The sequence below is a fragment of the Streptomyces sp. DSM 42067 genome, from assembly GCF_055792885.1.
Window position 1 is genome coordinate 4,392,771 of record NZ_CM147706.1, and the last position, 15,097, is coordinate 4,407,867.

The following is a 15,097-nucleotide window of genomic DNA, read 5'->3' on the forward strand; positions in this document are numbered from 1 at the left end:
ATGACCTCCCGAACCTCCAGAAGCTCCCGGAACGACGACGACACCACCATCGCCGAGACCCCCTCAGGAGCCGCGCCCACCGCCCACGGCGGGCCCGCCGCCTACCGCGAGCTCCGCGCCGAACTGGCCGCCCTCACCACGGAGGCGTTCCGGCCCGAGCTCTCCGAGATCGACCGGCTGCCCACGCTGGAGATCGCGAAGATCATGAACGGCGAGGACGCCACCGTCCCGTCCGCCGTCGCCGCGCAGCTGCCCCGGATCGCCGCGGCGATCGACGACACCGCCGCCCGTATGTCCCGCGGCGGCCGTCTCGTCTACGCGGGAGCGGGTACGGCAGGCCGCCTGGGCATCCTCGACGCCTCCGAGTGCCCACCCACCTTCAACACCGACCCGAGCGAGGTCGTCGGCCTGATCGCGGGCGGCCCGAGCGCCATGGTGACCTCGATCGAGGGCGCCGAGGACTCCAAGGAGCTGGCCGCCGCCGACCTGGACGGGCTCAGCCTCACCGCGGACGACGTGGTGGTCGGCATCTCGGCCTCCGGCCGCACCCCCTACGCGATCGGCGCCGTCGAACACGCACGCGCGCACGGCGCGCTGACGATCGGCCTTTCCTGCAACGCGGACAGCGCACTCGCAGCAGCGGCGGACCACGGCATCGAAGTGGTCGTAGGGCCCGAACTCCTGACCGGCTCCACGCGACTGAAGGCGGGCACGGCCCAGAAGCTGGTCCTCAACATGCTCTCGACGATTACGATGATCCGGCTCGGCAAGACGTACGGAAACCTGATGGTCGACGTCCGCGCCTCGAACGACAAACTCCGCGCCCGCTCCCGCCACATCGTCGCCCTCGCCACGGGCGCATCGGACGACACCATCGAGGCAGCCCTGAGCGCAGCCGACGGCGAGGTCAAGACGGCCATCCTGATCATCCTCGCCGACGTCGACGCGGCCACGGCGACCCGCCTCCTGAAGGACGCGGGAGGCCACCTGCGCACCGCGCTCAACGCAGCCGACGCCTGACGCGACATCGGACGAGGCCGCCCGAACACCCCCGCCTTCGATTGGGGGACGAATCTGACTTCGAAGCAGAAAGCTCAACAAGGGGGCAGACGTTCTGCCCGGTGTGGGAAACGCCCAAGGGCGGCCCTCTGGGAGCAGAGGTGCCGCCCTCGGCGTACGGCGATCAGTCAGTCAGTCAGTCAGTCAGTCAGTCAGTCAGCTGAGCGTCCGCAGCGCCGCCGCGTCGTACGCCGCCAGCTCGTCGAACCGGTCCCCGAGCACCTTCGCCGCCCACTCCGGGTCCTGCAGCAGCGCACGTCCGACCGCGACCAGGTCGAACTCCTCGCGCTCCAGCCGGTCCAGCAGGTTGTCGATGCCCTTGACCGGGGCGCCCTCGCCCTGGAAGGCGCGGAGGAACTCGCCGTCCAGGCCGACAGAGCCGACCGTGATGACCGGCTTGCCGGTGAGCTTCTTCGTCCAGCCGGCCAGATTGAGGTCGGAGCCGTCGAACTCGGGCAGCCAGTAGCGGCGGGTGGATGCGTGGAAGACGTCCACTCCGGCCTCGGCGAGCGGGGTGAGGACCGCCTCGAGCTCGGCCGGGTTCTCGGCGAGCCGGGCGTCGTAGTTGTCCGACTTCCACTGCGAGAAGCGGAAGATCACCGGGAAGTCCGGCGACACCGCCTTGCGGACCGCCGCCACGATCTCGGCGCCGAACTTCGTACGGGCCACCAGGTCGCCGCCATACTCGTCGGCGCGGCGGTTGGTGCCGGACCACAGGAACTGGTCGATGAGGTAGCCGTGGGCGCCGTGCAGTTCGACGCCGTCGAAGCCGATCCGCTCGGCGGCGGCCGCGGCCTCGGCGAACGCCTCGATGACGTCGTCCAGGTCCTGCTGGGTCATGGCCTTGCCGGTGCCCTCGGTGCCGTCCAGGCGGATGCCGGACGGGCCTACCGCCGGGGCGTCCGGGAACGGGGGCTCGCCCGCGGCCCGCACCATGCCGATGTGCCACAGCTGCGGCACGATCTTCCCGCCCGCCGCGTGAACCGCCTCGGCGACCTTCGCCCAGCCGTCGAGCTGCTCCTCGCCGTGGAAGCGCGGGACGCGGTCGCTCTGCCCGGCCGACTCGTGACCCACGTACGTGCCCTCGGTGACGATCAGTCCGACGCCGGCGGCGGCCCGGCGCGCGTAGTACCCCAGCACGTCCTCGCCCGGGACACCGCCCGGGGAGAACTTCCGGGTCATGGGCGCCATGACGATCCGGTTGGGGACGGTCAGGCCGTTCAGGGAGACGGGACGGGAGAGGATCTGTGCCGCGCGGGACGCGGAGGCCGTAACAGTCACGTGGGGGGCTCCTCGGAGGGGGAATGGGCCGGCAGTCACGACGAGGACGTCGAACAGATATGTGCACGTGCATCAACTCTGCCTATGCGTCAACTGCCCGCCCCACCACGGCATTCCTCCGCGCCCCCGACACCCCACTGTGATCCCGGACACGCCCGAGGGCGGCACCCCCTGGGAGAAGGGGTGCCGCCCTCGAAACTCAGGACGGTTGATCAACCTTCAGGTCGATCAGAAGTCCATGTCACCGCCCGGCATACCGCCGCCGGCCGGGGCCGCGGCCTTCTCCGGCTTGTCGGCGATGACGGCCTCGGTGGTGAGGAACAGCGCGGCGATGGAGGCCGCGTTCTGCAGGGCAGAGCGGGTCACCTTGGCCGGGTCGATGATGCCCTCGGCGATCATGTCGACGTACTCGCCGGTCGCGGCGTTCAGGCCGTGGCCGACCGTCAGGTTGCGGACCTTCTCCACGACGACGCCGCCCTCGAGACCACCGTTGACGGCGATCTGCTTGAGCGGGGCCTCCAGGGCCAGCTTCACGGCGTTGGCGCCGGTCGCCTCGTCACCGTCGAGCTCGAGCTTCTCGAAGACAGCGGATGCCTGGATGAGAGCCACGCCACCACCGGCGACGATGCCCTCCTCGACGGCCGCCTTCGCGTTGCGGACGGCGTCCTCGATGCGGTGCTTGCGCTCCTTGAGCTCGACCTCGGTGGCGGCACCGGCCTTGATGACGGCCACGCCGCCGGCCAGCTTCGCCAGGCGCTCCTGGAGCTTCTCGCGGTCGTAGTCCGAGTCCGAGTTCTCGATCTCGGCGCGGATCTGGTTCACGCGGCCCGCGACCTGGTCGGCGGAGCCGGCACCGTCGACGATGGTGGTCTCGTCCTTGGTGATGACGACCTTGCGGGCGCGGCCCAGGAGGTCCAGGGTCGCGTTCTCCAGCTTGAGGCCGACCTCCTCGGAGATGACCTCGCCGCCCGTGAGGATGGCGATGTCGCCGAGCATGGCCTTGCGGCGGTCACCGAAGCCCGGGGCCTTGACGGCGACGGACTTGAAGGTGCCGCGGATCTTGTTGACGACCAGGGTCGACAGGGCCTCGCCCTCGACGTCCTCGGCGATGATCAGCAGCGGCTTGCCGGACTGCATGACCTTCTCGAGGAGCGGCAGCAGGTCCTTGACCGAAGAGATCTTGGAGTTGGCGATCAGGATGTACGGGTCGTCGAGGACGGCCTCCATACGCTCCATGTCGGTGGCGAAGTACGCCGAGATGTAGCCCTTGTCGAAGCGCATACCCTCGGTGAGCTCGAGCTCCAGACCGAAGGTCTGGGACTCCTCGACGGTGATGACGCCTTCCTTGCCGACCTTGTCCATGGCCTCGGCGATGAGCTCGCCGATCTGGGTGTCGGCGGCGGAGATGGAGGCGGTCGAAGCGATCTGCTCCTTGGTCTCCACGTCCTTGGCCTGCTCGAGCAGAGCGGCGGAGACGGCCTCGACGGCCTTCTCGATACCGCGCTTCAGGGCCATCGGGTTGGCGCCGGCGGCGACGTTGCGCAGGCCCTCGCGGACGAGCGCCTGGGCGAGGACGGTCGCGGTCGTCGTACCGTCACCGGCGACGTCGTCCGTCTTCTTCGCGACCTCCTTGACCAGCTCGGCGCCGATCTTCTCGTACGGGTCCTCGAGCTCGATCTCCTTGGCGATGGACACACCATCGTTGGTGATCGTGGGGGCGCCCCACTTCTTCTCGAGGACGACGTTGCGACCCTTGGGGCCAAGGGTGACCTTGACGGCGTCGGCGAGCTGGTTCATCCCGCGCTCGAGACCGCGCCGTGCCTCCTCGTCGAACGCGATGATCTTGGCCATGTGAAGTGGTCCTCCCGGACTGGGGTGGATTTCTCCGGACCGCGCTGGCGCCCGCGACGGACGGCCTGCATGCCTCGTGGTTCCTTGCCCCACCCGGCCTGCGGGCCTCACCGACCCGGTCCTTCATTGTCACTCTCACCTTCAGAGTGCTAACGCCAATGATTAGCACTCGCCCCCCTCGAGTGCAAGCGCCTGTAGGGGTGCGCCACCCCCCGGGGGCCCGCGGGCACACCGGAGGGCCCGTACCCCCACCGGGATACGGGCCCTCCGCGAACGTCGCTGCAGTCGGTCGGCGCTTCAGCCGGCCAAACGGACCATATCCGCCTGCGGCCCCTTCTGACCCTGCGAGATCTCGAACTCGACCCGCTGGCCCTCTTCAAGGGTGCGGTAGCCGTCCATCTGAATCGCGCTGTAGTGGACGAATACATCCGCACCACCGTCGACCGCGATGAAGCCGTACCCCTTCTCCGCGTTGAACCACTTGACGGTGCCCTGAGCCATGCCTAACTCCCCTATTACTGGCCCTTGCACAGGACCGCACTTCGCGGACCCGGGTCAGACCTCACCCCCCAACGGTTGGGGGTGTGCGCCGGAACGCGTCGACCGCGGCTGAATGTATCTGTCCAACTGCCGTCTGCAACAGGTCAATCGGACGAGAAATCCGGGCACGCACGATCGGAAATTTGCGGAGGATCCGCCAGGACTCAGGGCAAGTCGGGCCCGGCAAAAGGAATGTAAGGCGCAAAAGAATGGTGCACTTTGGCTACTTCTCATCGGCCACCGGGCGTGAAGTCATATGCACCGGACAAGAACGGCGAACCGAGTTCCCCAACTGTACCGCGCTCAACCATGCAGAATTGCCCCCTCCGCTTCTCTCGCGGAGGGGGCAATTCTGGTGACGCAGTGTGCGATATGCCGAACCGGCATACGGGGGCCCGGCATACGAGCGGCCGGCATACGGGTGGTACGGCTCAGCAGCCGCCCGCACCGTGCTCGATCGTCAGCCTCCGGCGACGGCCGGGATGATCGAGACACCGGCGCCGTCCGGCGTGGCGGTCCCCAGGCCGTCCTCGAAGCGGACGTCGTCATCGTTGACGTACACGTTGACGAAGCGGCGCAGCTTGCCCTGGTCGTCGAGTACGCGCGCGGCGATGCCCGGGTGGTTCTTCTCCAGGGACTCGATGACCTCGGCGAGGGTCGCGCCCTCCGCCGTGACCTCGGCCTGGCCGCCCGTGTAGGTGCGGAGGATCGTCGGGATGCGGACGTTGACGCTCATGCGGTTCACCTTCGGTGGGAGAGCGGGTTGTGGATACGGGAGCTGATCAGGCGCAGGCCGGTGGTCGGTTGTGCCCACCCTCCCCCATCGCCTGCTGCCTTCAGGCCAGGCCGGCCTCGCGGAAGGCGTCGAGGTTCGGGCGGATCGTCGCGGTCGGGCCCGTGGTCGGCGCGACGGCGTCCAGCGTCTTGAGGCCGTCGCCCGTGTTGAGGACGACCGTGGTCAGCGACGGGTCCAGGACGCCGTTCTCGATCAGCTTGCGCGTGACGCCGACGGTCACGCCGCCCGCCGTCTCGGCGAAGATGCCCTCCGTACGGGCCAGCAGCTTGATCGCGTCGACGATCTGCTCGTCGTTCACGTCCTCGACGGCGCCGCCGGTGCGGCGGGCGATGTCCAGGACGTAGGGTCCGTCGGCCGGGTTGCCGATGGCGAGGGACTTGGCGATGGTGTCCGGCTTCTGCGGCTTCACGACGTCGTGGCCGGCCTTGAAGGCCGTCGACACCGGGGAGCAGCCCTCCGCCTGAGCGCCGAAGATCTTGTACGGCTTGTCCTCGACGAGGCCGAGCTTGATCAGCTCCTGCAGACCCTTGTCGATCTTCGTGAGCTGCGATCCTGAGGCGATCGGGATCACCAGCTGGTCCGGGATCTGCCAGCCGAGCTGCTCGCAGATCTCGTACGCGAGGGTCTTGGAGCCCTCGCCGTAGTACGGCCGGAGGTTGACGTTGACGAAGCCCCAGCCCTCGCCCAGCGGGTCTCCGATGAGCTCGGAGCAGAAGCGGTTGACGTCGTCGTAGGTGCCCTCGATGCCGACCAGCTCGCCGCCGTAGACCGCGGCCATGACGACCTTGCCCTGCTCGAGGTCGTGCGGGATGAACACGCAGGAGCGGAAGCCGGCGCGGGCTGCGGCGGCGCCGACGGCGCCGGCCAGGTTGCCCGTCGAGGAGCAGGAGAGCGTGGTGAAGCCGAAGGCGCGGGCGGCCTCGATGGCCTGGGCGACGACGCGGTCCTTGAAGGAGTGCGTCGGGTTGCCGGAGTCGTCCTTGATGAACAGGCCGCCGGTGACGCCGAGTTCACGGGCGAGGTTGTCGGCCTTGACGAGCTTGGTCCAGCCGGGGTTCAGGTTCGGCTTGGTGGCCACGTCCGCGGGGACGGGCAGCAGCGGTGCGTACCGCCACAGGTTGTCGGGGCCGGCCTCGATCTGCTTGCGCAGGGCCTCGGGGTCACCGGTCGGGAGGTCGTATGCGACTTCGAGCGGGCCGAAACAGATCTCGCAGGCGAAGATCGGGCCGAGCGGGAAGCGCTCGCCGCATTCGCGACAGGACAGGGCCGAGGCGGGGCCGAGGTCTACGGCGTCGGCGTTGTCGACGGCGGTGGTGTCGTTGGTGGCAACAGTCTGCGCAGCCATGGAGGCGAGGCCCTTTCTCCTCATCTTCCTCGCGGCGCACTTCGCCGCGAGACGGATTTGGCACCTTCCCTAGCCGGGGCCTCGCGGAAATGATCAACAGTGATCGATACGAGAACCGGCTGGAGGGTTGCCGGGGCTTCAACGGGCCGTATCCCTCTGCCCCTCTGGATGAGCGGTATGGCGCCGGGCCGTGCGGGTCCCGGAGCGTTTGTTCGCGCCATGACCCCCGACATGCGATGGTCATCCGCGTTGTTCAAGACTGTAACCGAAGGCCAGGACAGTTGAGCTAGTCGTCCGAACCGCGAGATGGATCACAGGGGGCCGTCCCAGTGACGGGCCCCGGTGGTCCCAGTAAGGGGGCACCAGAACGTGCTGGATGAAGTCGAGCGCTGGCTGAGCACGCGCTCCTGGTCGGTGACCGACCGTCCGCTCCGTCAGCTGATCGCGGCGAAGCGCGCCACAGGGCAGTCGGTGAGCGTCGTGCTGCCCGCCCTCAACGAGGAGAAGACGGTCGGCGAGATCGTCGCGGTGATCCGCCGCGAGTTGATGACCCGGGCCGTGCCCCTCGTCGATGAGCTCGTCGTGATCGATTCCGGTTCGACGGACCGTACGGCGGAGGTCGCCACGGCCGCCGGCGCCCGTGTCGTCCACCGCGACGAGATCCTCCCGCGCATACCCGCGCTCCCCGGCAAGGGCGAGGTCCTGTGGCGTTCGCTGCTCGTGACCAGCGGCGACATCGTGGCCTTCGTCGACGCGGACCTGAAGGAGTTCTCCGCGGACTTCGTCTCGGGCATCGTGGGCCCGCTGCTCACCGAGCCCGGCGTGGACCTGGTCAAGGCGATGTACGACCGCCCGCTGGGCGCCGAGCTCGCAGGTGAGGGGAGTCGCGCAGGTGGCGCGCAGGGCGGCAGGGTCACCGAGCTGATGGCCCGACCGCTGCTGAACATGCACTGGCCGCAGCTGGCAGGGTTCGTCCAGCCGCTGGGCGGCGAGTACGCGGCGCGCAGGTCCCTGCTCGAACAGCTGCCGTTCCCCGTCGGATACGGCGTCGAGCTGGGCATGCTCGTCGACGCCCTGCACCTCGTGGGCCTGGACGCGCTGGCGCAGGTCGATGTCGGCGTGCGCAAGCACCGGCACCAGGACGGGCAGGCGCTGGGCCGGATGGCGGCCGCGATCTACCGCACGGCGCAGCTGCGCCTGGCCCGCGGCCATCTCGTACGGCCCGTCCTCACCCAGTTCGAGCGCGGCGCCGGCGGATTCGAACCGCGTACGTACTCGGTGGACACGGAGGAGCGTCCTCCGATGGCGGAGATCGCGGAGTACGCGGAGCGGCGCGCGGCGTAACCGCGGCATGAACATCTGGGTGGTGCGGCCTCTCGCCGCCCGGGCCGGAAGGGTGAGACGCCTTGATCGGGGGGTCTCGGTGCGCTGCTGCCGATACCCCGGCGCGCGGTCGCCCCGTGTGACCGCGGTGTAACCCGTCGCGGCGACCGTATACGGCCATGGGTCCAGCCGAGTCGCCCGTACGTTTGAGCGTTTCCGGGCCGGGCTAAGTTTGGGCGTATGGCTTCCACTCAGGGTGCTCAGATCCTCGTCGCGTCCAATCGCGGCCCGGTCTCCTACACGCTGGAGGAGGACGGCTCGCTCACCGCCAGGCGCGGCGGTGGCGGTCTCGTCTCGGGTCTGTCGGCGATCGGCCCGGACGCCGGCGCCGTATGGGTGTGCGCCGCTCTGGGCGACGGCGACCGCGAGGCCGTACGCCGCACGGGCGGCACGCTGGACCCGGCCGACACGGGCGGACAGCACGTGCGCATGCTGGGGATCGCGCCGGACGTGTACGACGACGCGTACAACGGCATCGCGAACTCGGTGCTGTGGTTCGTGCACCACATGCTGTACCAGACGCCGCTGGAGCCCGCCTTCGGCGCGGAGTTCCGGGCGCAGTGGGCCTCCTACGAGGCGTACAACCGGGCCTTCGCCGAGGCGCTGGCGGACGAGGCCGGGCAGGGCGCGGCCGTGCTGGTGCAGGACTACCACCTGGTACTGGTGCCGGGCATGCTCCGCGAGTTGCGCCCCGACCTCAGGATCGGGCACTTCTCGCACACGCCGTGGGCGCCCGTCGACTACTTCCGGATGCTGCCCGACGACATCGCGCGAGAGGTGCTGCGAGGCATCCTCGGCGCCGACCGCGCGGCGTTCCTGACCTGGCGCTGGGCGAACGCGTTCACCACCTGCTGTATGGAACTGCTGGGCCCGGACGCCCTGGCCGACACCCGGATCGGGGTTCACGGGCTCGGCGCGGACGCGGACTTCCTGCGGGAGCGGTCGCGCCAGGAGGACGTCGAGGAGCGCATCGCCGTCCTGCGCGGCCAGGTCGGTCCGGGCCGCAAGACCATCGTCCGGGTCGACCGCACCGAACTGTCGAAGAACATCGTCCGCGGCCTTCTGGCCTTCCGGCAGCTCCTCGAGGACCACCCCGAGTGGCGCGAGCAGGTCGTCCACATCGCCATGGCCTACCCCTCGCGGCAGGATCTCGCGGTCTACCGGGACTACATGACCGAGGTGCGCCGGCTCAGTGAGGAGATCAACGAGCAGTACGGCACGCCCGGCTGGACCCCCGTCCAGCTGCACCTCAAGGACGACTTCGCCCGCTCCCTTGCCGCTTACCGGATCGCCGACGTCGCACTGGTCAACCCCATCCGGGACGGCATGAACCTGGTCGCCAAGGAGGTCCCGGTCGTCTCCGACGAGGGGAGCGCCCTGGTCCTGTCACGGGAGGCCGGCGCGTACGAGGAGTTGGGCGAGGACGCGATCACGGTGAACCCGTACGACGTGTCGGGCACGGCCCAGGCGCTCCACGAGGCGCTCACCCTCCCCGACGGCGACCGCATCGAACGAGCGAAGCGCCTTGCGGCGTCCGCGACGGCCCTGCCCCCGACCCAGTGGTTCCTGGACCAGCTGCACGCACTGGACTGACGCCTCTCCCGCCGCTACCCCGCTGTGGGCATGCGTTCCGCTAGGGGCGGAACGGGTGGGCACAGCGGAACCCGCCGACGGCGGCAACCCCGTCGTACACCCGGGCACCCCCGACGCAGGGTGCCCGGACAACGAGGTCACCCCAGTCGGGCAGCAAGCGCCGCAAGGAACCGCGCAACCCCCGACGGTCCGTCCACCACCACATCGGCCCGCCCGGCCAGCTCGGGAACCTCAGAGCTGCCGCTGCACACGAGCAACCCCGGCACCCCTTCCCCCCGCAGCTTCTCCACGGCCCCGAACGCGGGAAGATCCCCGAGATCGTCCCCGCAGTACAACACGGCCCCGGCCCCCACCTCCCGTACGTACTCGCTCAGCGCCACCCCCTTGTCCATCCCCGGCGGCCGCAGCTCCAGCACGAGCCGCCCGGGCTCGACGATCAGCCCGTGCCGCGCGGCGAGCTCGGCGAGCGGCGTGCGCAGCACCTCGAGCGTGGCCTGGGGGTCCTCGGCGCGCCGCGTGTGGACGGCGATCGCGCGGCCCTTCTCCTCGATCCATGTGCCGCGGGAGACGCCGAGCGCGTCCAGGAGGCCGGGCAGTTCGGTGCGGACGGCCGCCACACCCGGGGGCGGGGCGGGCGCCTGCACGGTACGGGTGACGGCGTCCCAGCGCTCGGCGCCATAGTGCCCCAGTACGACGAGGTGTTCGAGGCCCGGCGCGTCGCCGAACCCGCCGTAGCGGACGGCGAGATCGGCCGGGCGCCCGGTGATCACCGCCACGGAACAGACCTTCGGCGCGAGGGCCGACATGGCCGGGACGGCGTCCGGGTGGGCGCGCGCCTGCTCGGGGTCGGGCACGATCGGGGCGAGTGTCCCGTCGAAGTCGAGACCGATCACGGCCCGCCCGGGGTGGGCGAGGATCGCCTCGAGACCGTGGCGGCCGGCGTCGTTCCGGGGAGTCGGCAAGAAGTCCTGCTGGCTGTGGCTGCCCATGCTTCGACCCTATCCAGCGGGGGCCCCGGGCACCCCTGCCGTCACCGTTCGGTACGGCGGGATTCGCGTATGCGGCGGAGGCGGTTCACCGTGACCGGGTCGTGGGCGAGGGCGCGGGGGTCGTCGAGCAGGGCGTTGAGCAACTGGTAGTAGCGGACCGGGACCATGCCGAGCTGCTCCCTTATCGCGCGCTCCTTCGCTCCTGGGGTGGGCCAGGAGCGGCGCTCGAGCGCCAGCACCGCACGCTGCCGCTCGGTGAGCTCGCCCGCGTTGCCCTCGCCCATCGCCTCACCGTCCACGTCTGGCACCGTATCGCCCGCCGCCGACAGTGTTACTCCGCGTTCTCCGCTGACGCCGCCTCGCGCTGGATCTGGCCCAGGATCGACGCCGGCTTGCCGTTCTTGGTGACGGCCTTGCCGATCTGCTGCTTGATGGCGGCGCTGACCTGAGCCCAGGAGGTCTTGCCGACGGGGTAGAGCTCCGAGTTCGGCAGTTCCTCCAGGAACCCGGCGAGCTGCCGGTCGTCCTTGTCCTCGGACATCGCGTAGGACGCGGACGTCGTGACGGGCAGCAGGTCGTACTCGTGCGAGAAGGCGAGCACGTTCTTCTCCGAGTAGACGTAGTCGAGGAACGTGCCGATCTGCTCACCGTGGCCGTTCTGCTTGAAGGCCATCATCCAGTCGGCGACGCCCATGGTGGCCTTGGACTGGCCGTTCGGCCCGGGCATCGGCACCATGCCGAACTTCACGCCCTTCTTGGCGGCCATCTGCATCAGCGTGGGGTGGCCGTTGAGCATGCCGACGTCGCCGCGCGTGAAGGCCGCGAAAGCCTGCGCGCGGTTGAACTTGCCGGGCGGGGTGGGGCCGGTGAGACCCTCGCCGACGAGGTCGTCCCGCAGCCAGTCGAAGGTCCTGATGTTCTCGCTCGAGTCGAGGTCGTACGTGCCGACGTTGTCGGTGTAGCCGGCGCCGCCGCTCAGCAGCCACATCATCGTCTCGGCCTGGGCCTCCTCCGGGCCGAGGGGCAGGGCGTAAGGAATCTTCACCCCGCGGGACTTGAGCACGCGGGCGGCGGCCTGCAGGTCGGCCCAGCTCTTCGGCGGGGTGAGGCCCGCTTCCTTGAAGAGCGTCTTGTTGTAGAAGAGGAGCCGGGTGGAGGCGGCGAAGGGCATGCCGTACTGGACGCGGTCCACCTCGCCGGCCTCGCTGAGCTGCGGCAGGAAGTCGGCCTGGACGGGTATGGAGAGCAGGTCGTCGGCGCTGTAGAGCTTGCCGTCCGCGGCGTAGTCGGCATACGCGCCGATCTGCGCGATGTCGGGCGCCTTGCCCTCGGCGACCATCTCCTTGACCTTGCGGTCGACGTCGTTCCAGGAGTAGACGCTGACCTTGACCTTGATGTCCGGGTTCTTGGCCTCGAACGCCTTGACCAGCTTGTCCCAGTACTTCTCGGAGCTGTTCGCGGCCGAGTCGCCGTAGTCGGCGGCCACGAGGGTGAGAGTGACGTTACTGCTGCCCTCGGACGCGCCGCAGGCAGCGAGCGACGCCGTCATGCCCAGTACGGCCACCGCCGCGGTCAGACCCCTCAAGCGACGCTGCACAGTTGTTTCCCACCCTTGTGTTCCATGTTGTTCCAGTCGTGCCCTGTGGCACCTGTGAAAGCTTTTCATGGGCGCATGTCCCGACTGGCCGAGGGTAAGGTCTACACCAATGGGGTAACGCTTCGGAAGCGAGGAGCCCCCGAGGAGTCCCTCTCCGCGGGACTCGCACGCCGGCCGCACACCACCCCCACGTTCGTACGACCGAACACCACCTCTCACAGGCCCCGGCGATCCAGGGAACTGGACTAGACCCTCGCAACTGGACTAGACCTCTCGAGGGTCTACGCGCGAGACTGTTCCCGTGAGACACGTCATCGCCCTCGATGTGGGCGGCACCGGGATGAAAGCCGCCCTCATAGGGGTGGACGGCGCGGTCCTGCACCGGGCGCGCCGGGCGACCGGCCGCGAGCGCGGAGCCGACGCCGTCGTCGAGACGATCCTCGCCTTCGCCGCCGAGCTGCGCGCCCACGGCGAGGAACACTTCGGTGAGCCCGCCTCGGCCGCGGGCGTCGCCGTCCCGGGCATCGTCGACGCCGAGCAGGGCATCGCTGCGTACGCCGCGAACCTGGGCTGGCGCGACGTACCCCTGCGTGACCTGCTCAGCAGCCGGCTCGACGGCGTGCCCGTCGCCCTCGGCCACGATGTGCGCACGGGCGGGTTCGCGGAGGGCCGGATCGGCGCGGGCAAGGGCGCCGACCGGTTTCTCTTCGTCGCGCTGGGCACCGGGATCGCCGGCGCCATCGGCATCGACGGCTCGGTCGAGGCGGGCGCCCACGGCTTCGCGGGCGAGATCGGCCACGTCGTCGTACGCCCGGGCGGCATCCCGTGTCCCTGCGGGCAGCGCGGCTGTCTGGAGCGGCTGGCCTCGGCGTCCGCCGTGGGGCAGGCATGGGCGGAGGCCGGCGGCGACCCGGACGCGGATGCCGCGGGCTGTGCGAAGGCCGTGGAATCGGGGGACCCGAGGGCCATGGCCGTCTGGCAGAACGCCGTCGACGCGCTCGCCGACGGGCTCGTCACCGCGCTCACTCTGCTGGACCCGCGCATCCTGATCATCGGTGGCGGTCTCGCCGAGGCCGGGGAAACGTTGTTCACGCCCTTGCAGGCCGCCGTCGAGCAGCGCGTCACGTTCCAGAAGCTGCCGTCCATCGTCCCGGCCGCCCTCGGGGACAGCGCCGGATGCCTGGGCGCCGGCCTGCTCGCCCGGGATCTGATCGGCACGGGCGTCACCGACGCCGCAGAACGCGACACCACAGGTCAGGGCACCACAGACATCGACCCCACAACCCCCTCGGAGGTAACCACCTGATGGCCACTAGCAAGGTTCTCGCCGGTGCCCGGGTGGTACTGCCCACGGGGATCGTGGAGGGCGGCCGCGTGCTCGTCGAGGGCACTCGGATCGCCGCGGCCGGTCCCGGAGACGGCCCATCCCCCGACGGTCCCGAGAACGCCCCCTCGCCCGGCGGACATGAGAAAGCTCAGGTCCTCGACCTGACAGGCCACTGGCTGGTCCCGGGCTTCGTCGACATCCACAACCACGGCGGAGGCGGCGCCTCCTTCACCAACGGCACGGTCGAGGAGATCCTCCAGGGCGTCCGGACGCACCGGGAGCACGGAACGACCACGCTCGTCGCCTCCACCGTCACCGGCGAGTCGGACTTTCTGACCCGGCGCGCCGGGCTGCTGTCCGAGCTGGCCGAGGAGGGCGACATCGCCGGCATCCACTTCGAGGGCCCGTTCATCTCGCCGTGCCGCAAGGGCGCGCACTCCGAGGAGCTGCTGCGCCACCCGGAACCGGCGGAGGTCCGCAAGCTGATCGACGCGGCACGCGGGCAGGCCCGGATGGTCACGCTCGCGCCCGAACTGCCGGGCGGCATCGACTCCGTACGGCTGCTGGCCGAGCACGGCGTGATCGCGGCCGTCGGGCACACGGATGCCACGTACGAGCAGACGGTGGAGGCCATCGACGCCGGTGCCACCGTCGCCACGCACCTGTTCAACGCGATGCCGGCCCTCGGCCATCGCGCGCCCGGGCCCGTCGCCGCGCTGCTCGAGGACGAGCGGATCACGGTCGAGCTGATCAACGACGGCACGCATCTGCATCCGGCCGCGCTGGAGCTGGCCTTCCACCGGGCGGGCGCCTCACGGGTCGCCTTCATCACGGACGCGATGGACGCGGCCGGGTTCGGCGACGGGACGTATCTGCTCGGGCCGCTGGAGGTCGATGTGCAGGGCGGGGTCGCGCGGCTCGTCGAGGGCGGTTCGATCGCGGGCTCGACCCTGACTCTGGACCGGGCCTTCAAGCGCGCGGTGACCGTCGACCGGCTGCCGGTCGAGGACGTCGTGGGCGCCATCTCCGCCAACCCGGCGAAGCTGATCGGCGCCTACGACAGGGTCGGCTCGCTCGAGCCCGGCAAGGACGCCGACCTGGTGGTGCTGGACGCGGACTTCGAGCTCAAGGGCGTGATGCGCAAGGGCTCCTGGGTGGTGGAACCGCGGCTGGGCTGAGGTCGTGCCCCGGTGGCCGCGGTGCGCCCGCTGCGGGGGAGGCCTTGGCACGGCGACCTGTTCAGGGGGTTTCAGCTAGTTCAACGCATAACGAACTCACGGCGGTTGGTCCGGGACTCTGGGCCAACCGCCGTCGCTTTGGCATGATCGGGCCCGGC

13 protein-coding genes and 1 riboswitch are annotated in these 15,097 nt (G+C 70.0%); of the genes, 5 read left to right on the forward strand and 8 right to left on the reverse strand.

Annotation, left to right across the window (positions count from 1 at the left end; genetic code table 11):
* Complete coding sequence (murQ, locus tag ACSMXV_RS20155; protein ID WP_473172768.1) at window positions 1–1,020, forward strand: N-acetylmuramic acid 6-phosphate etherase; 1,020 nt, start codon at window positions 1–3, stop codon at window positions 1,018–1,020.
* Window positions 1,021–1,215: 195 nt separating this feature from the next.
* Here the strand turns inward: murQ and ACSMXV_RS20160 are convergent, their stop codons facing one another.
* The 5 genes from ACSMXV_RS20160 to thrC form a co-directional block, all read right to left on the reverse strand.
* On the reverse strand, window positions 1,216–2,340 hold the full coding sequence (locus ACSMXV_RS20160; RefSeq protein WP_473172769.1) for an NADH:flavin oxidoreductase: 1,125 nt from the start codon (window positions 2,338–2,340) through the stop codon (window positions 1,216–1,218).
* Between the two features lie 228 nt (window positions 2,341–2,568).
* A complete protein-coding gene (gene groL / locus ACSMXV_RS20165; protein ID WP_473172770.1) occupies window positions 2,569–4,191 on the reverse strand; it encodes a chaperonin GroEL in 1,623 nt (540 codons plus the stop codon).
* Window positions 4,192–4,488: 297 nt separating this feature from the next.
* A complete protein-coding gene (locus ACSMXV_RS20170; protein ID WP_009339379.1) occupies window positions 4,489–4,692 on the reverse strand; it encodes a cold-shock protein in 204 nt (67 codons plus the stop codon).
* A gap of 499 nt (window positions 4,693–5,191) precedes the next feature.
* Complete coding sequence (locus tag ACSMXV_RS20175; RefSeq protein ID WP_181658179.1) at window positions 5,192–5,467, reverse strand: ubiquitin-like small modifier protein 1; 276 nt, start codon at window positions 5,465–5,467, stop codon at window positions 5,192–5,194.
* 100 nt (window positions 5,468–5,567) lie between these two features.
* A complete protein-coding gene (gene thrC, locus ACSMXV_RS20180) occupies window positions 5,568–6,872 on the reverse strand; it encodes a threonine synthase (RefSeq protein WP_473172771.1) in 1,305 nt (434 codons plus the stop codon).
* 17 nt (window positions 6,873–6,889) lie between these two features.
* A riboswitch (SAM riboswitch) is annotated at window positions 6,890–7,047 on the reverse strand.
* Between the two features lie 194 nt (window positions 7,048–7,241).
* Here thrC and ACSMXV_RS20185 point away from each other — a divergent pair.
* Window positions 7,242–8,216: a glucosyl-3-phosphoglycerate synthase gene (locus ACSMXV_RS20185; protein ID WP_473172772.1), complete on the forward strand. Its 975-nt coding sequence runs from the start codon at window positions 7,242–7,244 to the stop codon at window positions 8,214–8,216.
* A 219-nt stretch (window positions 8,217–8,435) separates the two neighbouring features.
* Window positions 8,436–9,848: an alpha,alpha-trehalose-phosphate synthase (UDP-forming) gene (locus ACSMXV_RS20190; protein WP_473172773.1), complete on the forward strand. Its 1,413-nt coding sequence runs from the start codon at window positions 8,436–8,438 to the stop codon at window positions 9,846–9,848.
* A 137-nt stretch (window positions 9,849–9,985) separates the two neighbouring features.
* Here ACSMXV_RS20190 and otsB read toward each other — a convergent pair whose 3' ends face one another.
* From otsB to ACSMXV_RS20205, 3 genes are read right to left on the reverse strand one after another with little or no spacing between them, the layout of a single operon-like run.
* Window positions 9,986–10,837, reverse strand: a complete 852-nt coding sequence (gene otsB / locus ACSMXV_RS20195) for a trehalose-phosphatase (protein WP_473172774.1) — start codon at window positions 10,835–10,837, stop codon at window positions 9,986–9,988.
* A 41-nt stretch (window positions 10,838–10,878) separates the two neighbouring features.
* Window positions 10,879–11,121 (reverse strand): DUF3263 domain-containing protein, encoded by a 243-nt coding sequence (locus tag ACSMXV_RS20200; RefSeq protein ID WP_473179007.1) that lies wholly within the window; start codon window positions 11,119–11,121, stop codon window positions 10,879–10,881.
* Window positions 11,122–11,168: 47 nt separating this feature from the next.
* A complete protein-coding gene (locus ACSMXV_RS20205; protein WP_473172775.1) occupies window positions 11,169–12,434 on the reverse strand; it encodes an ABC transporter substrate-binding protein in 1,266 nt (421 codons plus the stop codon).
* 301 nt (window positions 12,435–12,735) lie between these two features.
* On the opposite strand from ACSMXV_RS20205, the gene ACSMXV_RS20210 reads away from it, so the two are divergent.
* On the forward strand, window positions 12,736–13,740 hold the full coding sequence (locus ACSMXV_RS20210) for an ROK family protein (protein ID WP_473172776.1): 1,005 nt from the start codon (window positions 12,736–12,738) through the stop codon (window positions 13,738–13,740).
* Window positions 13,740–14,939, forward strand: a complete 1,200-nt coding sequence (gene nagA, locus ACSMXV_RS20215; protein ID WP_473172777.1) for an N-acetylglucosamine-6-phosphate deacetylase — start codon at window positions 13,740–13,742, stop codon at window positions 14,937–14,939. The genes ACSMXV_RS20210 and nagA overlap by 1 nt, the downstream gene beginning before the upstream one ends.
* The last annotated feature ends 158 nt before the right edge of the window (window positions 14,940–15,097 follow it).